We start from the raw sequence: 22,937 nt of genomic DNA, 5'->3' as shown, positions 1-22,937 counted from the left end.
CTTCTTCCGGTGCTCGGGGTGGTGGTGTTCACGGATGTCAGCGGTGTGCGGTGTCGGCCAGATAGCGGTCCACCACCGAGTGGTAGTGCCCGATGACGACTTCCTCCTTGACCAGCGACAGGTGCTCGAGCCTGTCGTTGCGCAGGCCCTTCTGCTGACGCGGCATCTGCTCGTAGTCCTGCTGCAGCGCCTCGAAGTACTTGTGGCTTCCCGGCGTGTCCACCACGATCGCCTCGGCCCGGACGGCGTCGCGGAACTCCTCGGGCACGTACATGTAGCTGGCCACGTGCCAGATGCACCGGTTCGGATCGCCGTCGGGGTGCGGCTTGGACATGATGACGTGGCATTCGCCGGCGCGCACCGTCATGAAGTAGTTGGGGAACAGCACCCACCCCTGATTGTCGACCATCTGGCTGTCGGTCAGGCCGCTGACGTCGAGTCCCATGCCCGTGAGCACCTCTCTGGTCGCCTGTTGCAGCAGCTGGCGCGCGGTGACGCCCTCCGGGAAGTCCACGTTTCCGTCCGCGTCCTGGTAAGGCGCGATCAGTTCCTGGAACCGTGGGATGACCGCGACGGTGCCGGGAAAGGTCTCGGGCAGAGCCAGGATCCCGGCGACCTGGTCCTGTACGCCGGCGCCCACCACCTCGAACGGAGCCATCGCCACGCTGTGGTTCTCGAAGAACCGGTACCGCGCCGTCCGTGGGTTGATGTGCAGCACCTGCAGCAACTGCGGATGGATGCCGTTGATGTGGTAGCCCTCCTCGAAGGCGTCCATGACGACTTTCCAGTTGCACTCGATGGCCTCGGTGACGTCCATGACCGTGGTGAACTTCTCGATGTTGTAGGGCTCGAGCAGGCTGACCACGTCGTCGCCGAGGTAGCTACGCAACGTCTCGGCTTCGGGATCGGGGTTGAGGAAGATGAAGCCGGCGAAGGTGTCGACGGACACCTGCAGCAATGAGTTCTCGCTCTTGTCGATCGGGCCGGCGAGGTTCTCGCGCAGCAGCCCCTTCAACCTGCCGTCCAGGTCGTAGGACCACAGGTGGTACTGACAGAGGAAGCCCCGCTTGGCATTTCCGGTGTCGGCGGTGCACAGCGCGTTGCCGCGGTGTCGACAGGCGTTGACGAAACCCCGGAGCGTCTCGTCCTTTCCGCGGACGATGATGAACGACTGATCGAGGATCTCGTATCTCTTCCAGTCGCCCGGCTTCGGCAGATCCTCGACGCGGCCCGCGATCTGCCACGTCCGCTTCCAGATCGCTTCGCGCTCGCGTGCCGCGTACTCCGGGCAGGTGTAGCGATCGGTGCCGATGGTCATGTTGAACGTCCCCGGTTGGACGTCCTCCAGTCCGAGTCCGAGCCCCGAGTCGGGGTCGAGCCATTCGCCGGGGCGGGTTGCTGGCATCAAGGGAGTCCTCCTCTGTCGACGGTCGTCCACTTCGCGCGGCGCCCTCCGGACGAGGGCCTGCCCGGGGGGATACGCCTGCTGTGACGGACGCAGACATTGCCCACCACCTGTGATGGCCCTCACTTTATACATTGTCGTATTGCCAATACAAGAGTGTATAAAAGTGGTCGGCGTCACAACTAAGGAGGTCCACCGTGAGTTATCGACTCGACGTGCTCACCGATGACGTTCGCGAGGCCATCCGTCATGTCGGCGGCCTCATGTTCGACCGCCGTCGCGCCGGGTGGCAGGTCGTCGTGGTCACCGACGACACCGCCCACTCCCAGGCCCTGGCCATCCTGGGCGCCCGCATCCAGCCTCTCGACCAGGCCGGCGTCCCGAGTTCCGCCGGCCCCGAGATCCGCACCGAGGTGTCGCCGATCGGTGGGCGCGCGGCGCACGGGGGCGGCGGCCGCAGGCGCGAACCGCCGGCCCAGCGTCTGCTCTGGGGCCGACAGTCCGACCACGGATCGACCAGCGACAGGCACCGCGTGCGCCACGACCTCAGCCCGGCGGCGCGGACGTTCAAGGCGCAGGCGCTCTACGCGACCGGCCTGGCCGCGAGCGTCGACGAGTGCGAGCACTTCTGGGCCGACGGCTCCCTCGGCGCCTTCGGCTGCTGGGACCTCGTGCCCGACGAGGCAGATCTGCACCTGGCGGGCAGCGGCCCCCGAGTCGGGCCCTGATCGCCCACCGTGGTGGAAGGATGAGCCACGTGGCTGAACGTTGGACCAAAGAGCGCCGGATCGAGCACACTCGCCAGATCTTGTTGGACGCCGCCGAGGAGGTCTTCGCCCGCCGAGGGTTGACCGGCGCGGCGCTCGAGGAGATCGCCGACGCCGCGGGTTTCACCCGGGGAGCCATCTACTCGCAGTTCGGCGCCAAGGAGACGCTGTTCCTCGCGGTCGTCGACCGCCAGCGTCAGCGCTTCCTCGACGGATTCGCCGAAGTCATGATGTCGTTTCATCGCCTCAGCGATGTGGACGTCGACGAGCTCGCCGGTCGGTGGCGCGAACTGAGCAGCGGGACCGACCGGGCAGCGCTCGGCTACGAGCTGACGTTGTTCCTGCTGCGCAATCCGGATGCGCGTGAACGCGTGGCCGCTCAACGCCTCGAGACGATCCGTGCGCTGAGCGAGTTCATCAGCAAGAACATCGCGCGCATCGGGGGCACGCTCACCATGGATCCCGACACACTGGCCCGGATCGTGTTGGCCGCCAACGACGGAATCACCCTCGAGAGCCATCTCGACGGCGAAGACCTCTACCGCCCCTACCTCGAGCTGGTCATGTCCTGCGTCAGGACCGGGCAGTAGCGGCGATGGGGCGGGTCAGCCGAGGCCGTGCAGGATGACGCCGTTGCAGTCGGCCGCCGCCTGGCGCAGTTTCGCGGCCGCCTGATACTCCTCGGAGTAGTACCACTCCTTCGCGGCGTCGACGGACTCGAATTCCAGCAGCACCGTCTGGGTGCCGTGCCACTGCCCTTCCAGGTTCTCGACCGCCGGACCGAACGCCAGCACCTTGGCGGTGCCCATGGTCTGGCTGGCCAACTTGCCGTACTCGGCCATGCCGGCCGGATCCTTGACGTCCTCGGTGATCAGGATGTACGCCTTGGGCACTGGGCCTCCTTGTTGTTCAGTCGATTTCGGCGATGGCTCGTTCTGGGCAGTTCGTGATGGCCTCGCGCACGGCCCCTTCGAGTTCGTCCGGCACGTCGCCCGGGTCGGCGACGGCCCACCCGTCGTCGGTCATGTCGAACACCTCGGGGCACAGCGTCAGACACATTCCGTGTCCGGCGCAGCGGGTCTCGTCGACGGTGACCTTCACGGCTTCTCCCCCGCGACGTCGAACTCCAGGTGCAGTTCGGTGAGACCACGCAGGATGTAGGTCGGGATGTAGTCGTAGCGGCGCTCGCCGGCGGGCCCGTGGTGCGACTCGCTGATCCGGATGTCCGTCGTGCGGTCGAGCAGTCGCTCGAGGCCGACGCGGGTCTCCGCGCGGGCCAGCGGTGCTCCCGGGCAGCTGTGGATGCCTCGGCCGAACGCCAGGTGCTGACGGGCGTTCTTACGCTGCGGGTCGAAGGTGTCCGGATCCTCGAAGCGGCGCGGATCACGGTTGGCCGCACCGTTGATCACCATCAGGGTCGTGCCCGCGGCGAGCGCCTCGTCGCCGACGGTGACGGGCACCCGCGACAGCCGGAAGTCGCCCTTGACGGGGCTCTCGATGCGCAGGCACTCCTCGATGAAGTTCGGCAGCAGGCTGCGGTCCTCGCGCAGCGCGCGCTGGATCTCGGGCTGGTCCCCCATCACCTTCAGCGCGGTGGACAGCAGCCGCACCGTGGTCTCCTGCCCGGCCGAGAAGACGTTGGTCGCCACCCGCACGACATCGCCCACCTCGGGCATGGTGCCGTCCGGGAAGGTCGCCGTCGCCAGCCCGGTCAGGACGTCCCCGCGGGGTTCACGCCTGCGGTCCTCCACGTACTCGGCGAACACGTCGTAGAGGTACTCCAGCGGCGTCTTCGTCAACGTCTTGTCGGCGCTGCCCAGCGCGCCGCCGTGGGTACCCCGCGCGAGCCGTTCGAGCAGTTCCGGCCGGTCCTCCTCGGGCACCCCGAGCAGATCCGCGATCACCCGCAGTGTGAACGGGGCCGCAAAGCCCTTGATGAACTCGCCCTCACCGGCGGCCAGGAACTCGTCGAGGATGTCGTCGGCCAACTGCCACATCGCGTCCTCGTTCTCCTTGAGGCGCTTGGGCGTGATCAGCCGCATGAGCAGGGCACGGTGGTTGGTGTGCGTCGGCGGGTCCAGCGTCGGCAGCTGGTCGCTGAACGGGATCTCGTCACGGTGCTTCTCGATGAGCTCGGTGACCTCCTCCCCGTCGCGGCCCTCGAGCGAGATCGGGAATCCGGGGAACGGTCCCGTCACCGAGATGCACGACGAGAACGACTCCGCGTCGTTGTAGACGTCGACCGCCTCCTGCCAGCCGGTGACCATGGTGACGCCGTAGTGGTCCTCGCGGGTCACCGGGCATTTGTCCCGGAGTGCGGCATAGAAGGGGTAGGGGTCGTCGGTCAGACGGCCGTCCCGGAAGAAGTCAACTGAGGTGAGGTCCTCCGCCATGCGCTGCTCCATTCGATCCCAGAAGCGAGAACGTGATTCTCATCTTTGCGTATCAGGTTTTCATACCGGCGTTGCGGCGTCAACGACGGTGCCCTCAGTCGTGTTCGGGTTCGATGCCGAACGTGTTCACCACCTGAGCCAACAGGCCGTATCCGCCCGCGGTGAACACCAGATCCATCCGCTCGCGGTCGTCGAAGTGCCGGCCGAGCGCGGCCCAGGTGTCATCGGAGACCCGGTGGTCGCGCTCGAGCTCGTCCACCGCTCTCACGACGAGCTGGTCGACCTCGTCGGCCATGTCGCCGGCGCGGATGGCGTCGATCTCCTCCAGTGTCAGCCCGGCCCGCTGCGCGAGCGGGACGTGGTGGTCCCACAGGTAGTCGCACTGCCGGGCGAGGACGACGCGCATCAACGCCACCTCGCGAGCACGGGCCGACAGCGTCGAGTCCCGCAACAGGTAGGCGTTGAACTCCATGTAGGCACGTGTCAGCTTCGGATGCCGTACCAGCGTGGACAGGATGTTGCCCGCGTCGCGCGGATTGGCGCGCTCGACGGGCAGCAGCGGGCTCAGCGCCTTGCGGGCCTCGTCGTCCCACTGATCGGCGGGCAGCGGCGTCAGTCGACTCACTGGATCGGTTCGTCGCCGAGCACAGTGGTGCGCAACATCTCCCGCGGCGAGTTCTCCGGATACGGCGCCGCGCGGTGCAGGACCCCGCGGTTGTCCCAGATGACCGTGTCACCGACCGACCAGGTATGGCTGTAGACGAGGTCGGGTCGGGTGGCACGGTCGAGCAGTTCGGCCAGCAGCGCCCTGCCCTCGTCGAGGTCCATCCCCACGATGTGATCGGCGGACGCCCCGAGGACCAGCGACTTGCGGCCGCTCCGGTGGGTCCAGACGAGGGGATGCTCGTGCGTCGGACGAGACCGCCACCGCGCCACCAACTCCGGTGAGGGATCGAGGGTGACGCGGCGCTGCGAAGCCTCCAGGGAGTGCACCACCCGCAGCGATTCCAGGCGCTGCTTCTCGTCGTCGCCGAGGTGGTCGTAGGCGCCGTAGGAGCTGGCGAACTCGGTCTCCCCGCCGCTCTCGGCCACCTGCAGGGCTGAGAGCACCGTGGCCATCTGGGGGTACTCGTCACCGGTGGGCGTGCACCCGTCGATGTGCCAGTCGAACGTCGCGCGCAGATAGGCCGCCGAGGAGTTCTTCGACTTGTCGAGGGTCACCGGGTAGATGCCCGCCACGGGGTGGTGCCCGTCGGAGGAGTGGTCGACCTCGCCGAGGCGCCGGCAGAACGCCACCTGCGCCACGGGGTCGAGGTGCAGGCCCGGAAACACCAGCACGCCATTGTCTTCGAGCGCGTCGAGCACCGCGGCGCCCAGCGCCTCGTCGGCTGCCAGCGCCTCCGGATCCAGGCCGGTCACCTCCGCGCCGACCGATGCGGTGAGCTTGCTGATCGTCAGCACAGTCATGGTCGTTTCCGTTCCGGTTGTCATGGCACCGGCGCGCTGACGCGGTGCATGACCGCGTCGGCGGAGTCGGTGGGTTTCTGCGTCCCGAAGACCTCCACGGCCATCGAGACCATGATCATCGAGTAGATGAGGTGCAACAGGTTCAGCGCGTCGTCGGGCACGTCGTCGAGCGGGAACTTGTCGCAGTAGTCGATCGCCTCCTCGAAGCGAGGGGTGAACGCGTCGTAGAACTCGCGGATCTCGGGCATCGGAGTGGCGAGCCGGGTTTCCCAACGCTCGGCTTCGGTGGGCAGACACCACTTCTCGGCGAACATCTCGAATTCGGCGAAGGCACTGGGGAGACGGCTCATGGTCACACCCCCACCGGTGCGCGTTCAGCCTTGTACGCCTCGACCCAGTCGACGGACACCTTGTGCAGATGCCGCACGAGGATCTCCTGGTCGCTGAGCGGATAGTCGTCGACTATCGGATCGCCCAGGCCGTACTCCAACGCGGCCTGCGTGCCACCGAGCATGCCGGCGTCCTGCAGGGCGAACTCCTTGAGCACCACCGAGGCGACCTCGTGTTCGATGCGCTCACGCACCGTGCGCGCCGGGTGAAAAGCGTTGTAGGCCTCGAACTTGTGGGTGTTGTGCGAGGTCGGCCAGTAGCGGTAGAGCAGATACCAGCCGTGATAGATGAGGATCTCCAGATTCGGGAAGATCTGGAAGTTGGTGATCCCCCACGGTTCGATCCCGCCCGGGTTCAAACCGGCCGACTGGTGGGTCTCGGGCGTGCGCCACGGCCCCACCAACCCGCTGCGTGTGATCCGTTCGACGGGGTACATGAACTCGGGGTCGAGCAGCCACCGCCGGGTGCCCGCGGTGGACACCAGGCGGTGCGGGCCGTCGATCTGGAAATGCCCGCACTCGAACGTGGCGTTCGGCTGCCGCACCGCGCTGGGCACCTGCTGGGAGTGCAGCGACGGCACGTGGTAGTACTCCTGGAAGGCGTCGGCGAAGATCTTCCAGTTGCTGTTGTTCTGCGCCTCGAATTCATAGCGTTCGGTCATCAGGTGGAACGGGTAGTCGTCGAGCGCGGTGATCATCGGCCCGAGGAACTCGCGCAGGCTCCACCGCGGCTTCGGGTCCAGGTTGATGAAGATGAACCCGTTCCACACGTCGCACTGCACCGGCGCGAGCCCCAACTTCGCGGTGTCGAGGTCGAAGAACTCGCCGGGCTGTTGGACGAACTTCAGCTCACCGTCGAGGCCGTAGCGCCAACCGTGGTACTTGCACGTGAACTGCCGGCAGGTGCCCTTGACCTCTTCACCCGGGAAGTCGTTCCACACCAGCTTGTTCCCACGATGACGGCAGATGTTGTAGAAGGCCCGGATGGTCTCGTCGCGGCCTTTCACCACGATCACCGAGACACCTGCGACGTCGATCTGCTTGGTGAGGTAACTGCCGACCCGCGGCAGCTCCTCGACCCGGGCGACGTTGAGCCAGGCGCGCTTGAACACCGCCTCGCGCTCGAGTTCGTAGAACTCCGGGGAGATGGAGTCGCGGAACGAGACCGGACCGGTGCCGAGTTCCGGATAGTGCTCCGTCCAGCTGCCCTCCGGCGGTTTGGGCCAGCGTCCCATGCGAACCTCCCTGTCGTCGAAATCCGTTGTGTGCCATTCAGAGCACTGATCCGCCATTGACACCGAGCACCTGCCCGGTGATGAATCCCGCCTCCTCCGAACACAGGAAGCCGACCGCGGCCGCGATGTCCTCGCCGGTGCCGAGATGTCCGAGCGGAACGCTTGCCGCCATCTGCTCGTTGGAGGGCAGATGTCCGGCGGCCTGGCCGGCGTGCTGCATCGGCGTCTCGATGGCCGACGGCGGAATGTTGTTGACCGTGATGCCGTTCGGCCCGTATTCGCGTGCAAGCGACTTCGTCAGCGAGATCAACGCGCCTTTGGAGGCGGCGTAGTGGGCCATCTTCGGCGAGCCGCGCTGGGCGCTCGAGGAGGAGATCATCACGATCCGGCCCCAACTCGCGTCCAGCATGTCCGGCACGGCGACCTGGCAGCAGTGGAAGGTCCCGGTGAGGTTGACGTCGACGAGCCGCTGCCAGGCCTCGATGGTGATCTCGGTGAACGGTGACCAGTCGACCACCCCCGCACTGGTGACCAGGATGTGCACCGGACCCAGTTCGGTGCGGACCTTGGCGAAGGCCTCCTCCACCGCCGCGCGGTTGCCGACGTCGGCCGCGACCCCCAGCGCGGTCACCCCCTCGGCGCGCAGGTCCTCGGCGACGCGTTGCGCCGCATCGCCGTCGAGGTCGAGCACCGCGACGCGGTGACCCCGCCTGCCCAGTTCATGACAGGTCGACTCGCCCATCCCGGACGCGCCGCCGGTCACCACCGCGACCCGGCTCATCGACTGTGTCCTGTCACTGTTTTCGCTCCTACTCGTAGACCACGTGGACGGTCGGGCTGGTGGGCAGGGACTGGCAGGTCAGCACCCAGCCCTCGGCCACCTCGTCCTCGTCGAGCGCATCGTTGTTGAGCATCCGCGCGCTGCCGGCCACCACCTGCGCCATACACGTTCCGCAGGAACCGGTTTCGCAGGACGACGGTGCGCGCAGACCGGCCGTGCGCGCCGTCTGCAGCAGGGTGTTGCCGGACCGGTAGGGCACTGTCGTGGTCTTGCGGTCCAATTCGATGACGACCTCTTCGGTGACGGTCCGCGTGTCGTCGAGCGCGTCGGCGGGCACCGGCGTGACGGTGAACCGCTCGAGGTGCACCCGGTCGCGCGGGGTTCCCGCGGCGAGCACGGCCGCCTCCACGGTGTCCATGAACGGCCCCGGCCCGCAGATGTAGTGGTCCGCGTCGCGCGCGCCGGCGACGAAGGATTCGACCGCCCCCGCGGTGACGACACCGCCCGCATCGTCGAAATGGTGCGTGATGGTGAGCCGGTCGGCGTACTGCTCGACCAGGCGCGCCAGGGCGTCGGCGAAGATGACCGAGTCACGGCTGCGGTTGGCGTAGAAGAGCCGGACCGGCCGGGTCGAGGTGGCCAGGGCCGTGCGGACCAGCGACATGATCGGCGTGATCCCGCTGCCGCCGGCGAAGGCGACGATCTCCCCGCCGGTGTCGCGCAGCAGGAACCGGCCGTCCGGCGGTGCGGCGTGGATCTCGACTCCCTCGCACGCGGTGTCGTTGAGCCAGTTGGACACCAGGCCGCCCGGGTCGCGTTTGACGGTGATCCGGAGTTCGTCCTCGACCGGCGCCGACGACATCGAGTAGCAGCGACGCAGGTCCTGACCGTCGACGGTGACCCGCAACGTCAGGAACTGGCCCGCCTGATAGCGGAACCGGCCGGAGCAGTGGCGGGGAACGTCGAGCACGAGCGATACCGCGTCGGCGGTCTCACGCACGACCCGCTTGACGCGCAGCGGCGAGAAATCGGCGGCTGATTCTGTCATCGCCGACCACAGTATCAAGTACTTGTGATTCACATCAAGAGGACAGCGCCGCGACATCGAAATCATCGGCGGGCGCTGCGATTAGCCGATGCGCCGTTTGTCCCCCGTACGCAGCGCTGACGTCAGTCGCCGACGTGGTCGTCGGCCAGCGTGTGCCCGGTCCCCTTCACGACCACCCGGGCCAGCAGATCGCGCAGCGTCTGTTGTTCCTCCGGACTGAGCACACCGAACACCGCCTCGTGGGCGGCGATCGCGTCACTGACGACGGCGGCGGCGACCTTGCGGCCCTCGGGGGTCAGGTAGGCCTTGAGAATTCGCGCGTGTTGCGGGTCGGGTCTGCGCTCCACGAAGCCCCGTTGCTCCAGCGCCTTGACGGCGAGCTGCACACCCTGCGGCGTGATCAGCAGCCGGCGCGCGAGTTCGGCGCCGGACAGCCCGGGTTCGTTCCAGAGCTGCCGCATCACACCGATCTGCGCAGTGCTCACACCGTGCTCGCTGACTGCCTCGTTCACCGTGGTCAGCGAGAAGTAGAACGCCTGCTTGAGCAACCACAGGATGTTGTCGGTGAGTTCGAGGCCGCTCGGCTGACGCGCGTTCACGGGACCGACGTTAACCCGTCTCGCCCGTGTCGTGCTTGTGGACGACGCCGTCCTTCATCACGAACCGCACGTCGAGTGTGGTCGCGATGTCGACGGACGGATCGCCGGGCACCGCGATGATGTCGGCCAGGTAACCGGGGGCGAGCCGGCCCAGTTCGCCGTCCACCTCGATCAGCTCCGCCGAGGTGATCGTCGCCGCGCGCAGCGCCTGCATCGGTGTCATACCGCGTGCCACCAGCGCGCACAGTTCCTTGGCGTTCTGCCCGTGCGGGATCGCCGGGGCGTCGGTGCCGCAGGCGATCCGCACTCCCGCGGCGATCGCCTTGGGCAGCATGGCCTGCGCCCGCGGGAAGACCTCTTCGGCTTTGCGGCGCAGTTCCGGTGCGATGCGGTCGACGGCCATCGCCTCGGTGAGATAGGTGGTCGAGACCAGGAACGTGCCGTGGTCGACCATCATCTGGATGGTGTCATCGGTGGCGAGGAAACCGTGTTCGATGCAGTCGATCCCGGCGCGGATGCACGCCCGGATCGCGCTGTCCCCCACCGCGTGTGCGGCCACCCGCACCCCCGCCCGGTGGGCCTCGTCGGCGATTGCGGCGAACTCGTCGTCCGAATACTGCTGCGCGCCCGGCGCGGTGCTGTGCGACATCACCCCGCCCGAGGCCGACACCTTGATCAGTTTGGCGCCGTGACGGATCTGGTACCGCACGCAGGTCCGCACGTCGTCGACGCCGTTGGCGATCCCCTCGGCGACCGAGAGCGGCATGATCCCCGGCGCGAGGCGCTGGAACACCGTCGGATCCAGGTGACCGCCGTACGGGGTCACCGCATGGCCGGCGGGGTGGATCCGCGGCCCCGCGTGCCAACCCTGGTCGATGGCGCGCTGCAGCGCCACGTCCAGCAGGTATCCACCGGTCTTGACCATCAGACCGAGGTTGCGCACGGTGGTGAAGCCGGCGTCGAGTGTGCTGCGGGCGTTGACCGCCCCGCGCAGCGTGCGATAGGCCGGATCGTCCTGGACACCGTGCATGGGGCTGGGCAGGCCCTCCGGCCCGCCGGGCCCGCCGATGAGCAGGTTGAGTTCCATGTCCATCAGGCCGGGCAGCAGCGTCACGTCGCCGAGATCGATCTCCTGCGCCGAGTCCGGCGGTGGCTCAGCGGGATCGACGGATCGGATCCGATTGCCGTCGATCACCACGACGGCCGGGGTCCGCACCACGCCGGCCTCGACGTCGGCCCAGCGTGCCGCCTTGAGAACCGTCGGGCCGGTCGCCGGGCGGCTCACGGAAAGGGCTCGGCGTCGCAGTCGAGTGTGGTCGCGCCCGAGTCGGGCACCTTGGGCTGCTTCCAGCACTCGACGGGGAACGACGCCTGGATCATCGAGTAGAGCAGATGCATCAGGTTCAGGACGTCGTCGGGCATGTCGTCGAGGGGGAACTTGTCGCAGTAGGAGATCGCCTCTTCGGCCCGTGCGGTGATCGCGTCGTAGAACGCCTGGATCTCGCCCATCGTGCTGCCCAGCCGCTTGGCGTAGCGTTCGGCCTCGCTGCCCAGACACCAGTCGGAGAACTGCTCGAGATCGGCGAACTCGGGCGGGAGCTTCGCGGTCGTCGTCGCCGTTTCGGACACGGTCACACCCCCTGCCCGACGTGCTGGGTCTTGCGCCGGTAGTCCTCGACCCAGGCCGCGGTCTCCTTGTGCAGGTGACGGATCAGCACCTCCTGGTCGCAGAGCACGAAGTCCTCGAGGACGCGAGACTCGATCATTGTCTGGGTGGCCTCGAGGGTGTTGGCGTCCTGCAGGCCGTACTCCTTGAACGACACCGCGGCCAGTTCCTGGGCGATGCGTTCGCGGGGGGTGCGCGGCGTGGGGAAGTAGACCGTGCCCTCGAAGATGTGGGTGTTGTGCGACGTCGGCCAGTAATGGTAGGTCAGGTACCAGCCCTGCCCCCAGAACAGGATGACGAAATTGGGGAACAGCTGGAACGAATCCAGGCCCCACGGCTCACATTTCGCCGGGTTGAGGCCTGGGGGCATCTCCCCGAGATCCGGTTTGTCCCAGGGCCCGAACAGCCCGCTCTGGCAGATGTCCTCGATCGGCTTGCGCATCTCGTCGGCCATCTCCCAGGCCCGCACGCCCGATGTGCTCACCAGCCGGTGCGGCCCCTCGATACGGTAGTGCGGAGCCTCGAACCCGGCCTCGGCCGCGGCCTTCGAATAGGCGGTCGGCGACTGGTTCGCGTGCAGGACGGGCGCGTGGTAGAACTCCTGGAACGCGTCCATGTACAGCTTCCAGTTCGCCTTGACCTCCGAGCGATAGTGAAAGCGCGAGGTCATCCGGTCGAACGGATAGCCCTCGAGGTCGGTGATCATCGGCCCGAGGAAGTCGCGCAGTGTCTGCTCGGGTTCGTCGGCGAAGTTGACGAAGATGAAGCCCTCCCACACGTCGCAGTGGACCGGGACCAGCCCGTAGCGGCTCTTGTCGAGATCGAAGAACTCGCTCTCCTGCTGCACGAACGTGAGGTTGCCGTCGAGGTCGTAGCGCCAGGCGTGGTACTTGCAGGTGAACTGCCTGCAGACGCCGCTCGTCTCCTCCAGCGGCATGTCGTTCCACACCAGCTTGTTCCCGCGGTGCCTGCAGATGTTGTGGTATGCCTTCACCTCGCCACTGCCCGTGCGCACCAAGATGATCGAGGTGTTGGCGACCTTGAGCTCCTTGGTGAAGTAGCTGCCCTTGCGGGGCACCTGTTCGACCCGCCCGACGTTGAGCCACGCACGCTTGAACACGGCTTTGCGCTCGATCTCGTAGAACGCGGGGTCGATCGAATCCTCGTAGGACACCGGCCCCGTCCCGAGCTCCGGATAGTGCTGGGTCCAACTGCCCTCCGGCGGTTTGGGGAACCGGGCCATGTGTCGTCTCCTGTCCTGCGGCAAACAGCTACGCACAGCTGCCTTTTCGGCATTCCGCTCAGGGCCTGCACACCCGACGGTATATGCTCCACTGGGCAATCGCAAGTAGTTGATACAAGGGCGCGAGGAGAGGCTGAGGCGGTTGAGCGTGCGTGGTGAGGAGTTGTTCATCGGTGGCGCCTGGTGCGCTCCGAGCACCGACCGGCAGATCGAGGTGATCTCCCCGCACACCGAGGCCCCGGTGGCGCGGGTGGCCGGCGCGGCCCCCGCCGATGTGGACCGGGCGGTCGAGGCCGCGCGCGAGGCGTTCGACAACGGGCCGTGGCGTACCACCCCACCGGCCGAACGCATCGACACGGTGCGCCGGCTCGCCGAGCAGTACGACCGGCGCCGCGGCGAGATGGCCGAGTTGATCACCGCCGAGATCGGCGCCCCGACCGGCTTCGCGCAGCGGGCGCAGGTCGCGTTGCCGTGGTCGATGATCACCGCGTTCTGCGATGTGGCGCAGGACTATCCATGGCAGGAGCGCCGGTCCGGCCGCTACGGCGCCGACCTCTTCGTCCGGCGTGAACCGGTCGGGGTGGTCGCCGCGGTCCTGCCGTGGAACATGCCGCAGTTCCTCATCGTCACGAAGCTGATCCCCGCGCTGCTGGCGGGGTGCAGCGTGGTGGTCAAACCCGCGCCCGAGTCACCGCTGAACGCGCTGTTGCTCGCCGAGATCATCGCCGCGTCCGACCTGCCGCCCGGTCTGGTCAGCGTGCTGCCCGGTGACGGCGCCGTGGGCGAACACCTGGTGCGCCATCCCGGCGTGGACAAGGTGTCGTTCACCGGGTCGACGGCCGCGGGCAGGGCGGTCGCCACCGCCTGCGCACCCGGCCTCAAGCGGGTCAGCCTCGAACTCGGGGGCAAATCGGCCGCGATCGTGCTCGACGACGCCGATCCCGGCACCGTCGCCGCCGGCATCCGGTCTGCCAGCCTGTCCAACAGCGGTCAGATCTGCAATGCGCTCACCCGCATCCTGGTTCCGGCCAGCCGCGCTGCGGAGTTCACCGACGCCTTGGCGGCCGAGCTCGCCGGGCTCGTCGTCGGCGACCCCACCGACGGCGCCACGCAGGTCGGTCCGCTGGTCGCGCAGCGACAGCAGCAGCGGGTCACCGGATACATCGAGCAGGGTCTGCGCGACGGCGCACGCTCGGTGATCGGCGGGCCCGGGATGCCCGAAGGGCTGGACCGCGGCTGGTACGTCAAGCCGACGCTGTTCGACCGGGCCGACAACTCCATGACCATCGCCCGCGAGGAGATCTTCGGCCCGGTGCTGACGGTCATCCCCTACGCCGCTGTCGACGACGCGGTCGCCATCGCGAACGACTCGGACTACGGACTGGCCGGTTCGGTCTTCACCGCCGACACCGACCGCGGGCTCGCCGTGGCGGGCGCGGTGCGCACCGGAACGTTCGGCGTCAACCAGGGGTACACGATGGACCCGTACGGCCCCTTCGGGGGCGTGAAGGCCAGCGGTTACGGACGTGAACTCGGCCGCGAAGGGCTGGACGGCTACACCGACACCAAGTCGGTCTCGGTGGCGGCAACCCAGGATCCGGCCACCGCGGCCGCGGGCAAGGGAGCATGACGCGATGACCACACTGCACACGCGGGAGCCGAATCTCGCCCGGCCGGTCGCACGCCGCCGGGGCCGGATCTACCTCGCTGTCGGGCTGCTGACGGGTGCGGTCTTCGTGGGCATGACGATCGGCGTCCAATTCGGGCTGATCGCGCCGTCTCTCACCTCGGATGTCATCGCCAACCTGCTTTTCGGCGTGCCGGTGCTGCTGGTACCGCTCGTCATCCTGTGGGATGCGCCCGGGGAGACCCGGACCCGGCTCGACAAGGCGGCCGAGTTGACGCTGTTCTACATCCCGTTCACCGCGTTCAGCCAGATCGGCTACGAACTGATGTTCCTGATCGGCCACCCGCTCGGGTGGTGGACGCCCACGACGGACCCCGGCTGGAAGTGGCTGTGGTGGCAGTACGCACTCGCCGACACCCGCTACGTCAGCGGCAACCCGTGGATGTTCGGGCTGGAGGTGGTCGGGGTGACCACGGGTGTGGTCGTCTTCGCGCTGTGGTTCAAGCTGATCGACCCGAGCCTGCCGGACGAGTCCCGAATCCGTTGCCTCTGGGGCGCTTTCGCCGGGTGTGCGGTGCTGATGAGCAGCACCGCCGTGTATTTCCTCTCCGAAGTGGGTGCGGGGTTCGAGGACATCGGTCAGGGGGCGTACGGCCTGTGGTTCAAGTTCGTCGCCGAGAATGTCCCGTTCATCGTGCTGCCGCCCCTGGTCCTCTACGCGATCCATCTGCAGATCGACCATCTCACTCGACGAGCGGGTGCCGCGGCCGCAGCGGGCTAGAGACGGGCCGGCATACTGTCCCAGCCCCGCACCGCTGATGCCGGTGACATCACGGCGTTGTCGATGTCGACCTCCCAGTCCGGGAAGCGATTCAAGATCTCCTCCAGGGCGATGCGACCCTCGAGCCGCGCCAGCGCATTGCCCAGGCAGTAGTGGGCGCCGACACCGAACGTCAAGTGCTGGCGGACGGGACGGGTGATGTCGAAGCTTTCCGCGGTTTCGCCGAAACGACGGGGATCACGGTTGGCCGCACCGATGAGCATCAACATCGCCGAGCCCGCGGGCACCGTGTGCCCGTGGTAGTCGACGGCGCGGGTCACATAACGCGCCGCCTGTAGCGCCGGCGGTTCGTAGCGCAGGATCTCCTCGATCGCCCCAGGGAGCAGCGCGCGGTCGACCGCCAGTCGTCTCCGTTGGTCGGGATGGTCGGACAACAACTTCCCCGACCAGCCGATCAGGCGCGTCGTGGTCTCTGCGCCGGCGACCGCGACGACGTTCATGAACATCAGCAGTTCATCGCGGTGGAGCGTGCGCACGGTGCCGGTTTCGTCCTCGAACTCCGCGGTCAGCAGTTCGGTGGTCAGATCGTCGGCGGGGTTCTCGCGTCGCCAGTCGATGAAGTCCGCGAACACCTCCCCGTCGGTGATGGCGCCGTCGGGATTGTCCGTCATCGATCGGCCGCGCTCGACACGAACGTGTTTGTCGCCGTCCTCGGCGACGAGTTTCTGGTAGTCCTCGGGAATCCCGAACAACATGCCGACCACACGCATCGGCATGACCGAGCCCAGGTGCGTGACGAAGTCGAAGTGGTCGCCGCCGACGAGCGGGTCCAGACAGCGTGCGGTGAGCTCCCGGATCTTCGGCTCGAGCGCGTTGATCTTGCGTGGTGTGAACGCCCGGGACAGCAGATTGCGGTGGATGTCGTGCAGGGGCGGGTCCTCGAAAACCAGTGTGCCGGGTGGGATCTCCATACCGGACTGGATGATCTCGAGCACCGCACCGCGCGCGGAACTGAAGGTCTGATGGTCGACGAGCGCACGATTCACGTCGTCGAATCGGCTCAGCGCGTAGAAGTCGTGGTCGGCGTTGTAGTAGAGCGGCGCCTGCTCGCGGATCCGGCCGAACATCGGATACGGGTCGGCGTTCAGCTCGACGTTCCACGGGTCGTAGTAGATGTCCTCGGCCGCGGCAGTGGTCACGGATGTTCCCTTCGCAGTGTTCGCTCTAGTTGTCGGGCAGTTTGATCGCCGACAGGTACATCTCGATGACCGGCCGGTAGAGGTCGACATCGTCGAGTTCGCTGCCCAGCACGACGGAATCGCTGGTCGCGACCAGCACCTGAGCCAAGGTCAACGGCGGGATCAGCAGGGTTCCGCCGAGCCTGTCGATGCCCTCGACGATGAACCTCGCGAGCGCCTCGACCACCTCGGCCCGTTTCGCGGCCACCCGCTCGCGGGCCTCCGGATTGCGAAGCAGGTAGAGCGCGAACTCATGGCCCAACGCGGCGTGCTCGGCGCCGCGGTCGCGGCTCAGTTGCCGCCATCGCGCCGCGATGTCATCGAGTTCGCGCGATCCGACCTGCTCCGCTGAGGACATCACCTCGGCGAAGTTGTCGAAGTAGCGGCGCCAGTATCGGTCGCTCACGGCCAGGAAGAGGTCCTCCTTGGTCGCGAAGTGCTTGTAGATGGCGCCTTTCGTGTAGCCCGCCGCGTGCGCGATGTCATCGAGAGTGGCCGGGGCGAACCCCTTTTCAGCAAAGACATCTTCCGCCGCATCGAGCAGCAGCGAGCGTGTGTGCTCGAGACGTCGTTCCCGCGTCCACCGCTCGACCATGCCACCGAGTGTGCCACAAGGATCTGAGAAACCTGTTGGATGTTCAGATACTCACTGGTATCTTCTGACGAGATGGGTGCTTCGATGCGGACTTTCAGGAGGCGTGCGTGAGCGGATCGGCGAACAAGCCCGCCGTCACCGAATCGGTGAGCGGCATCGCGGCCCTGGGGACGGTCCCCCCGCGGTCGTCGTATGCGGTGAAGATCTGGGCGACCGTCGGTGCCGTATTCCTGGCGCTGACACTGTATCTGGCCGTCCGGTGGATCACCGGCCCCTATTTCGAGCCGGTGGCGGGAGGCCCGAGCGAGCCACCGCTCTACATGAAGATCCCGTTGATCGCCAACGCCGTCGTCCTCTGGATCGGCCTGCCGGTCGCGTTGTGGTTCTTCCTCATTCGGCCCTGGGTGCGGGACAGACGCATCACGCTCGACGGCATGCTGCTCGTGTCGATGGGCCTGATGATGTTCCAGGATCCGATGCTCAACTACTACAGCACCTGGTGTACGTACAACGCCTGGCTGTGGAACCGGGGCTCGTGGGCGCCGCACATCCCGGGCTGGGTGGCACACGAGGAACCGGGCCATACCGTGCCCGAACCGCTGCTGACCAACATCCCCGGCTACATGTACGGCGTACTGCTGCTCACCATCGTCGGATGCGCGATCATGCGCAAGATCAAGAACCGTTGGCCGGCAATCAGCAATCTGCGGCTGATCCTGACCACCTACGCGATCGCCATCGGGTTCGACTTCGTCATGGAGGGACTCATCCTCCTGCCGATCGGTTTCTACTCCTACCCCGGCGCCATCCAGGAACTGTCGATCAACGCCGGCACCTACTATCAGTACCCGATCTACGAGGGCTTCATGTGGGGCGGTGTCCAGGCGTCGCTGTGCTGCCTGCGCTTCTTCACCGATGACCGGGGACGCACCGTGGTCGAACGTGGGTTGGACAGCATCCGCGGCGGCATCGTCAAACAACAGTTCATCCGATTCCTGGCGATCTTCGGCGGTGTCAGCGCGTGCTTCTTCCTCTTCTACAACGTCCCCGCGACCTGGCTCGGGATGCACGGCGATCCGTGGCCGGAGGACGTGCAGAAGCGCTCGTACTTCAACCCCGGCATCTGCGGCGAGGGGACAGACCGGCCGTGCCCCAATCCTGAGCTACCGCTTCCGACCAAGCACTCCGGCTACATCAACCACGACGGCGAACTCGTCCTCCCCGAGGGTGTCGAGGTGCCACCGGTCGTCCCCGTCATAACCGGCCGGTGAGGTGTCACGGCATCTTCACGGCCGACACATACATCTCGACGATCGGTTGGTAGAGATCGACGTCGTTGAGGTGACTGCCCAGTTCGACGGCGTCGGTCGTGGCGATGATGATGTGGGCGAACGTCGTTGCGGGAATCAACAGCGTCGCGCCGAGACTCTCGATCCCCTCGACGATGTACTTCGCGAGTTGGTCGACGACCTCTGATCGCTTGGCCGCCCCGCGTTTCTGCGCCTCCGGGTTACGCAACAGGTAGAGATTGAACTCCAGACCCAGGGCCGAGTGTTCGGCGCCGCGGTCACGACTCAACTGGCGCCACCGCTCACCGATGTTCTCGAGCTCGCGTGCCCCGATGTGGTCCGACGAGGACATGACCTCGGCGAAATTGTCGAAGTACCGACGCCAGTACCGGTCACTTGCGGCCAGGAACAGCTCCTCCTTGGTCGCGAAGTACTTGTAGATCGCACCCTTCGAATATCCGGCCGCCTTCGCGATGTCGTCGAGAGTGGCTGCGATGAAACCCCGTTCGGCGAAGACCTCCTCTGCGGCATCCAGGAGCAGCGAGCGTGTGCGCTCGAGGCGTCGCTCACGCGTCCACGGTTCGACCATGCGGCGATTTTGCCACAGATATTTTTCGGACTGCTGGTCATCCAGATACCCATTGGTATATTTTCGACGGATCGGCCACTTCGGGGAGGAGCTCTGAGGTCCATGCGATCGACAAGTGCGGAGGAGACAGAGTCGTGAGCGATCTGACCAACAAGAAGCCGGTGCTCACCGAACCGTTGAGCAGCGCGTCGATCGGCACGCAGCCGCAGAAGAGGATCACCCCGGTGCGGGTCTGGGCCGCGGTCGGCGGTGTGATCCTCGCCTTCCAGCTGTTCGTGTGGGGCAAGTGGATCACCGGACCCCACTTCGAGCGGGTTCCCGCGGGGCCGACCGACCCACCGACCTTCATGAAGGCGATCCTTTTCACCTGGACCGCCGTGATCGTCATCGGGATGCCGGTCGCCATCTGGTGGTTCCTCATCCGGCCGTGGCACCGGGAGCGGCGAATCACTCTCGACGGCATGCTCTTCGTGTCCTGCGGCCTGCTGTGGTTCCAGGATCCGCTGCTGAACTACTTCAGTACGTGGAGTACCTACAACACCTGGATGTGGAACATGGGCTCGTGGGTCCAGGACATCCCGGGGTGGGTGTCATACGGGGAACCCGGCGCCATGATGGCCGAGCCGGTCCTGATGAACGCTCCGGGCTACTTCTTCGTTCTGCTGTGCACCATGCTCGGCTGCGCGGTCATGCGCCTGGCCAAGAAGCGGTTCCCCAACATCAACACCTTCGGCCTCATCGGCGTGGTGATCGTCTGGACCTTCTTCTTCGACTTCGTCATCGAGGGCCTGTTCCTCATGCCTATGGGGCTGTTCACCTATCCTGGCGCCATCCAGGCGTTGTCGGTGAACGCCGGTACCTACTACCAGTGGCCGCTATACGAAGGCCTCATGTGGGGTGGTGTCCAGGCCGGCCTGTGCTGCCTGCGCTACTTCACCGACGACCGTGGCCGGACGTTCGTCGAGCGGGGGCTCGACCAGGTCCGAGGCGGTGTGGTCACACAGCAGCTCACCCGATTCCTGGCGATCTTCGCCGCGTGCAGCGCGTTCTTCTTCGTGTTCTACAACATCCCGGCGCAGTTCTTCGCCATGCACCAGGATCCGTGGCCGGAGGACATCCTGAAGCGCTCGTACTTCCTGATGGGCATCTGCGGAGAAGACACCGATCGACCGTGCCCGGACCCCGCGCTACCGATGCCGCTGACCAACTCCGGCTATATCAACCACGACGGCGAGCTCGTCCTGCCCGAGGGCGTGACGCTTCCCCGGAACGTTCCGATCGAACGAGGAGAGTAGATGCGCAACAGTACTGCCGGCGTGGCCACGCCCATACCGAACGCGCCCTTCTACCGTGCGGTGCGCGACGAGGTGGAGGTCTTCCGGGCAGCGGCCCGCCGGGGCCTGCCGGTTCTGCTGAAGGGCCCGACAGGTTGCGGGAAAACACGTTTCGTCGAGGCGATGGCCCACCAGTTGGGTCGGGAGCTGATCACCGTCGCCGGCCACGAGGACATGACGTCGGCGGACCTCGTCGGTCGCTTCCTGCTCAAGGGTGGCGAGACCGTGTGGGTGGACGGACCGCTGACCCGCGCGGTGCGCGAGGGCGCGATCTTCTACCTGGACGAGGTGGTGGAGGCCCGCCAGGACACCACCGTGGTCATCCACCCCCTCGCCGACCATCGCCGCGAACTGCCCGTCGACCGGCTCGGTACGACGCTGCGCGCGGCACCCGGTTTCCAGCTGGTGATCTCCTACAACCCCGGCTACCAGAGCGTTCTGAAGAACCTCAAGGAATCGACCCGTCAGCGCTTCGTCGCCATCGAACTCGGTTACCCGTCCCCCGAGGTCGAGACCGAGGTGGTCGCCTACGAAGCAGGCATCGACACGCACACCGCACGCGCGTTGGTCAGGCTCGCGTACGCCATCCGGAACCTGGACGGGTCACCGTTGCGCGAAGTGTCCTCCACGCGCATGCTCATTCTGGCCGGCGGCTTGGCAGCCGAAGGCCTGAACCTGCGCAGCGCCGTCCATGCGGCAGTGGTCCAGGTGCTCTCCGACGACGCCGATGTGATCCGTGCCCTCGACGAACTCGTCAACACCGTTCTGCCCCAGACGTGACCGACGACTCGCCCGCCCGCGACCCTGATCGTTTCCGGTTCCTCGCCACCTACATCGCCGGCAGGTCCGTCGAGGTGACCGAGGCGCCGGCAGGCCAGCCGGCCCACACCGACGGACAGTTCATCTTCGTCTCGGCGGGTGGTTCCGTCGAGGAGCAGCGCCGCGAGATGCTGGTCCAGGCCGCCCTTCTGGGCGCAGGCAGCCTCGATCCCCGACTGGTGAAGGGTCTGCGGGCACGTGCGACGTCGGCACGCCGCTACCTGGCGCTCGAGGGTCGCCGGGCGCTCGACCAACTCGCCCACCGGATCCCACTCGATTCCGCGCTCCTCGGGGACGGGCGGCCCTGCACGGCGACCGCCGACGAGTCACTCGAGGTGGCCAGGAGCCGAACCGCGGTCGCCGACCCGCCCGAGTGGTTTGGTGTCATCAAACCCTCCCGGTTGGTGGCCGCCCCGGCCGGACCGGGCGCGCAGGCCACGAACAAAGACCTCGAACTCCGGTTCGACCCCATCGACATGCCCGAAGCGGAGGAGGGCGACGAGGACGAGGACGACGACGGCGGCGAAACGAACGACAGCAAGATCCTCAAACTGTTCGAGAGTCCGCTCTTCAACAATCAGTCGCTGTCGGACCACATACGGAAGATGTTCGGCGGGAGGCGATCCGAGAGCGAGGGGGCCGCGGGCAGCGAGATGACGGTTCGCTCCATCCGGCGAGTGCGCGGAAGCGGATCGAACGCCCGCCCCCTGCCCACCCGGATCCACTTCACCGATGACGGCAAGCCCGGAGCCGCCCTAGGGGTGGGCGGCGCGCTGTATCCGGAGTGGGACGTCTTCAACAACCGGTACAAGCCGGACTGGTGCCGGGTGATCGACTTCCCCCTGACCGTTGCCGCCGATGTCTCCGACGCCGGGGTCGCCCACGACGACGTGCTGCGGCGCCGCCTGGCCCGGGTGGGTCTGGGCCCGAGAGTCCTGCGCGGCCGGGCCGACGGCGACGATCTCGACATCGAGGCGCTCATCGACCTGTTCGTCGATCTGCAATCCGGGTTCTCCGGAGCCGAACACGTCTACCTGGAGCGCCGCAAACTCGCCCGCAATCTCGGCGTGCTCATCCTGATCGACGCCTCCGGGTCCGCGGTCGACGCCGATTCGGAAGGGCTTGCCGTGCACGACCATCAACGACGCGCGGCCGCCACCCTGGCCGTCACGCTCGAAGAGCTCGGCGACCGCGTCGCCGTCTACGCGTTTCGATCGCAGGGCCGTCATGCCGTGCACCTGCCCGCGATCAAGACGTTCGACCAGACCTTCGGCGCCGTCGGGCGCGCGCGGCTCAAACAGCTCGAGCCGGCGAGCTACACCCGGCTCGGCGCGGGTATCCGCGGTGCGGGCGACGTCCTCAAGAACCAGTCCGGTACGCCGAATCGGCTCCTGCTCGTCCTCTCGGACGGCTTTCCCTACGACGACGGGTACGAAGGCCGCTACGCGGAAGCCGACGCACACAAGGCGCTCGAAGAGCTCCGCGCCGAGGGCGTCGCCTGCCTGTGCCTGTCCATCGGCGCAGCCACGGAAACCGATGTGCTCGAACGCGTCTTCGGCTCGGCCAGCTTCGCCAGCGCCGCGGAACTGTCCGAGCTGAGCCCACAGATGGACGAGTTGTTCATGTCCGCTCTGGCCGAACTCGCGGCGCCCAAACCCGCGCGGGTGTGACG

Annotated in this window: 25 protein-coding genes; 8 read left to right on the top strand and 17 right to left on the bottom strand. The window is 66.9% G+C overall.

Annotated elements, in window-relative coordinates:
* Positions 1–37: 37 nt before the first annotated feature.
* Positions 38–1,405: an aromatic ring-hydroxylating oxygenase subunit alpha gene (locus AU196_RS15145; protein ID WP_059095895.1), complete on the bottom strand. Its 1,368-nt coding sequence runs from the start codon at positions 1,403–1,405 to the stop codon at positions 38–40.
* A 197-nt stretch (positions 1,406–1,602) separates the two neighbouring features.
* Between AU196_RS15145 and AU196_RS15140 the strand changes: the two genes are divergently transcribed.
* Both AU196_RS15140 and AU196_RS15135 read left to right on the top strand, forming a co-directional pair.
* Positions 1,603–2,133 (top strand): hypothetical protein, encoded by a 531-nt coding sequence (locus tag AU196_RS15140; protein WP_157546341.1) that lies wholly within the window; start codon positions 1,603–1,605, stop codon positions 2,131–2,133.
* A 29-nt stretch (positions 2,134–2,162) separates the two neighbouring features.
* A complete protein-coding gene (locus tag AU196_RS15135; RefSeq protein WP_059096090.1) occupies positions 2,163–2,762 on the top strand; it encodes a TetR/AcrR family transcriptional regulator in 600 nt (199 codons plus the stop codon).
* Positions 2,763–2,777: 15 nt separating this feature from the next.
* Here the strand turns inward: AU196_RS15135 and AU196_RS15130 are convergent, their stop codons facing one another.
* The 13 genes from AU196_RS15130 to AU196_RS15070 all read right to left on the bottom strand — a co-directional run bounded on the left by AU196_RS15130 (position 2,778) and on the right by AU196_RS15070 (position 12,993).
* Complete coding sequence (locus AU196_RS15130) at positions 2,778–3,065, bottom strand: DUF1330 domain-containing protein (protein WP_059095893.1); 288 nt, start codon at positions 3,063–3,065, stop codon at positions 2,778–2,780.
* A 16-nt stretch (positions 3,066–3,081) separates the two neighbouring features.
* Entirely contained in the window at positions 3,082–3,273 is a 192-nt protein-coding gene (locus AU196_RS15125) for a ferredoxin (RefSeq protein ID WP_059095892.1), read from the bottom strand.
* Positions 3,270–4,565, bottom strand: a complete 1,296-nt coding sequence (locus tag AU196_RS15120; protein ID WP_059095891.1) for a cytochrome P450 — start codon at positions 4,563–4,565, stop codon at positions 3,270–3,272. The genes AU196_RS15125 and AU196_RS15120 overlap by 4 nt, the downstream gene beginning before the upstream one ends.
* 94 nt (positions 4,566–4,659) lie before the next feature.
* The gene (locus tag AU196_RS15115) at positions 4,660–5,190 is read right to left on the bottom strand and encodes a carboxymuconolactone decarboxylase family protein (protein WP_059095890.1); all 531 of its coding nucleotides are present in this window, start codon (positions 5,188–5,190) and stop codon (positions 4,660–4,662) included.
* Entirely contained in the window at positions 5,187–6,032 is an 846-nt protein-coding gene (locus AU196_RS15110) for a TauD/TfdA dioxygenase family protein (protein ID WP_059095889.1), read from the bottom strand. Before AU196_RS15110 ends, AU196_RS15115 begins: the two co-directional genes overlap by 4 nt.
* 20 nt (positions 6,033–6,052) lie before the next feature.
* Complete coding sequence (locus AU196_RS15105; protein WP_059095888.1) at positions 6,053–6,382, bottom strand: hypothetical protein; 330 nt, start codon at positions 6,380–6,382, stop codon at positions 6,053–6,055.
* Positions 6,383–6,384: 2 nt separating this feature from the next.
* Complete coding sequence (locus tag AU196_RS15100; RefSeq protein ID WP_059095887.1) at positions 6,385–7,656, bottom strand: aromatic ring-hydroxylating oxygenase subunit alpha; 1,272 nt, start codon at positions 7,654–7,656, stop codon at positions 6,385–6,387.
* Positions 7,657–7,693: 37 nt separating this feature from the next.
* Positions 7,694–8,437, bottom strand: coding sequence for an SDR family NAD(P)-dependent oxidoreductase (locus AU196_RS15095; protein ID WP_059095886.1), 744 nt, complete (start codon positions 8,435–8,437; stop codon positions 7,694–7,696).
* 28 nt (positions 8,438–8,465) lie between these two features.
* Positions 8,466–9,485, bottom strand: coding sequence for a ferredoxin--NADP reductase (locus AU196_RS15090; RefSeq protein ID WP_059096089.1), 1,020 nt, complete (start codon positions 9,483–9,485; stop codon positions 8,466–8,468).
* A 122-nt stretch (positions 9,486–9,607) separates the two neighbouring features.
* Positions 9,608–10,084 (bottom strand): MarR family winged helix-turn-helix transcriptional regulator, encoded by a 477-nt coding sequence (locus AU196_RS15085; protein ID WP_059095885.1) that lies wholly within the window; start codon positions 10,082–10,084, stop codon positions 9,608–9,610.
* Between the two features lie 10 nt (positions 10,085–10,094).
* Positions 10,095–11,369 carry a metal-dependent hydrolase family protein gene (locus tag AU196_RS15080; protein ID WP_059095884.1) on the bottom strand — a complete coding sequence of 425 codons (1,275 nt, stop codon included), beginning with the start codon at positions 11,367–11,369 and terminating at the stop codon, positions 10,095–10,097.
* Positions 11,366–11,719 (bottom strand): hypothetical protein, encoded by a 354-nt coding sequence (locus AU196_RS15075; RefSeq protein WP_059095883.1) that lies wholly within the window; start codon positions 11,717–11,719, stop codon positions 11,366–11,368. The genes AU196_RS15080 and AU196_RS15075 overlap by 4 nt, the downstream gene beginning before the upstream one ends.
* Positions 11,716–12,993 carry an aromatic ring-hydroxylating oxygenase subunit alpha gene (locus tag AU196_RS15070; RefSeq protein WP_059095882.1) on the bottom strand — a complete coding sequence of 426 codons (1,278 nt, stop codon included), beginning with the start codon at positions 12,991–12,993 and terminating at the stop codon, positions 11,716–11,718. Before AU196_RS15070 ends, AU196_RS15075 begins: the two co-directional genes overlap by 4 nt.
* Positions 12,994–13,141: 148 nt before the next feature.
* Between AU196_RS15070 and AU196_RS15065 the strand changes: the two genes are divergently transcribed.
* Both AU196_RS15065 and AU196_RS15060 read left to right on the top strand, forming a co-directional pair.
* The gene (locus tag AU196_RS15065) at positions 13,142–14,623 is read left to right on the top strand and encodes an aldehyde dehydrogenase (RefSeq protein ID WP_059095881.1); all 1,482 of its coding nucleotides are present in this window, start codon (positions 13,142–13,144) and stop codon (positions 14,621–14,623) included.
* A 4-nt stretch (positions 14,624–14,627) separates the two neighbouring features.
* Complete coding sequence (locus AU196_RS15060) at positions 14,628–15,401, top strand: emopamil-binding protein (protein WP_059095880.1); 774 nt, start codon at positions 14,628–14,630, stop codon at positions 15,399–15,401.
* Here AU196_RS15060 and AU196_RS15055 read toward each other — a convergent pair.
* On the bottom strand, positions 15,398–16,600 hold the full coding sequence (locus tag AU196_RS15055) for a cytochrome P450 (protein ID WP_059095879.1): 1,203 nt from the start codon (positions 16,598–16,600) through the stop codon (positions 15,398–15,400). The two genes, AU196_RS15060 and AU196_RS15055, sit on opposite strands and share 4 nt — an antisense overlap.
* Before the next feature lie 25 nt (positions 16,601–16,625).
* The gene (locus AU196_RS15050; RefSeq protein WP_059095878.1) at positions 16,626–17,234 is read right to left on the bottom strand and encodes a TetR/AcrR family transcriptional regulator; all 609 of its coding nucleotides are present in this window, start codon (positions 17,232–17,234) and stop codon (positions 16,626–16,628) included.
* 107 nt (positions 17,235–17,341) lie between these two features.
* Between AU196_RS15050 and AU196_RS15045 the strand changes: the two genes are divergently transcribed.
* The gene (locus tag AU196_RS15045) at positions 17,342–18,505 is read left to right on the top strand and encodes a spirocyclase AveC family protein (protein WP_059095877.1); all 1,164 of its coding nucleotides are present in this window, start codon (positions 17,342–17,344) and stop codon (positions 18,503–18,505) included.
* 4 nt (positions 18,506–18,509) lie between these two features.
* Here the strand turns inward: AU196_RS15045 and AU196_RS15040 are convergent, their stop codons facing one another.
* Positions 18,510–19,112: a TetR/AcrR family transcriptional regulator gene (locus tag AU196_RS15040; RefSeq protein ID WP_059095876.1), complete on the bottom strand. Its 603-nt coding sequence runs from the start codon at positions 19,110–19,112 to the stop codon at positions 18,510–18,512.
* Between the two features lie 134 nt (positions 19,113–19,246).
* Here AU196_RS15040 and AU196_RS15035 point away from each other — a divergent pair, with 134 nt between their 5' ends.
* The 3 genes from AU196_RS15035 to AU196_RS15025 are packed head-to-tail and all read left to right on the top strand — an operon-like array spanning position 19,247 to position 22,935.
* A complete protein-coding gene (locus AU196_RS15035; protein ID WP_059095875.1) occupies positions 19,247–20,407 on the top strand; it encodes a spirocyclase AveC family protein in 1,161 nt (386 codons plus the stop codon).
* Positions 20,408–21,226 (top strand): CbbQ/NirQ/NorQ/GpvN family protein, encoded by an 819-nt coding sequence (locus AU196_RS15030; protein WP_059095874.1) that lies wholly within the window; start codon positions 20,408–20,410, stop codon positions 21,224–21,226.
* Positions 21,223–22,935 (top strand): nitric oxide reductase activation protein NorD, encoded by a 1,713-nt coding sequence (locus tag AU196_RS15025; protein WP_059095873.1) that lies wholly within the window; start codon positions 21,223–21,225, stop codon positions 22,933–22,935. The genes AU196_RS15030 and AU196_RS15025 overlap by 4 nt, the downstream gene beginning before the upstream one ends.
* Positions 22,936–22,937 lie beyond the last annotated feature (2 nt).

It is taken from the genome of Mycobacterium sp. IS-1742 (assembly GCF_001500125.1).
Lineage (GTDB): Bacteria > Actinomycetota > Actinomycetes > Mycobacteriales > Mycobacteriaceae > Mycobacterium.
This window is presented reverse-complemented; position numbering and strand designations above follow the sequence as displayed.

What these genes read in the sequence shown, in the direction of transcription:
- AU196_RS15145 (WP_059095895.1), bottom strand. Translation starts at nt 1,405, where the DNA reads ATGCCAGCAACCCGCCCCGGCGAATGGCTCGACCCCGACTCGGGGCTC.
- AU196_RS15120 (WP_059095891.1), bottom strand. Translation starts at nt 4,565, where the DNA reads ATGGCGGAGGACCTCACCTCAGTTGACTTCTTCCGGGACGGCCGTCTG.
- AU196_RS15110 (WP_059095889.1), bottom strand. Translation starts at nt 6,032, where the DNA reads ATGACTGTGCTGACGATCAGCAAGCTCACCGCATCGGTCGGCGCGGAG.
- AU196_RS15105 (WP_059095888.1), bottom strand. Translation starts at nt 6,382, where the DNA reads ATGAGCCGTCTCCCCAGTGCCTTCGCCGAATTCGAGATGTTCGCCGAG.
- AU196_RS15100 (WP_059095887.1), bottom strand. Translation starts at nt 7,656, where the DNA reads ATGGGACGCTGGCCCAAACCGCCGGAGGGCAGCTGGACGGAGCACTAT.
- AU196_RS15095 (WP_059095886.1), bottom strand. Translation starts at nt 8,437, where the DNA reads ATGAGCCGGGTCGCGGTGGTGACCGGCGGCGCGTCCGGGATGGGCGAG.
- AU196_RS15090 (WP_059096089.1), bottom strand. Translation starts at nt 9,485, where the DNA reads ATGACAGAATCAGCCGCCGATTTCTCGCCGCTGCGCGTCAAGCGGGTC.
- AU196_RS15070 (WP_059095882.1), bottom strand. Translation starts at nt 12,993, where the DNA reads ATGGCCCGGTTCCCCAAACCGCCGGAGGGCAGTTGGACCCAGCACTAT.
- AU196_RS15060 (WP_059095880.1), top strand. Translation starts at nt 14,628, where the DNA reads ATGACCACACTGCACACGCGGGAGCCGAATCTCGCCCGGCCGGTCGCA.
- AU196_RS15050 (WP_059095878.1), bottom strand. Translation starts at nt 17,234, where the DNA reads ATGGTCGAGCGGTGGACGCGGGAACGACGTCTCGAGCACACACGCTCG.
- AU196_RS15040 (WP_059095876.1), bottom strand. Translation starts at nt 19,112, where the DNA reads ATGGTCGAACCGTGGACGCGTGAGCGACGCCTCGAGCGCACACGCTCG.
- AU196_RS15030 (WP_059095874.1), top strand. Translation starts at nt 20,408, where the DNA reads ATGCGCAACAGTACTGCCGGCGTGGCCACGCCCATACCGAACGCGCCC.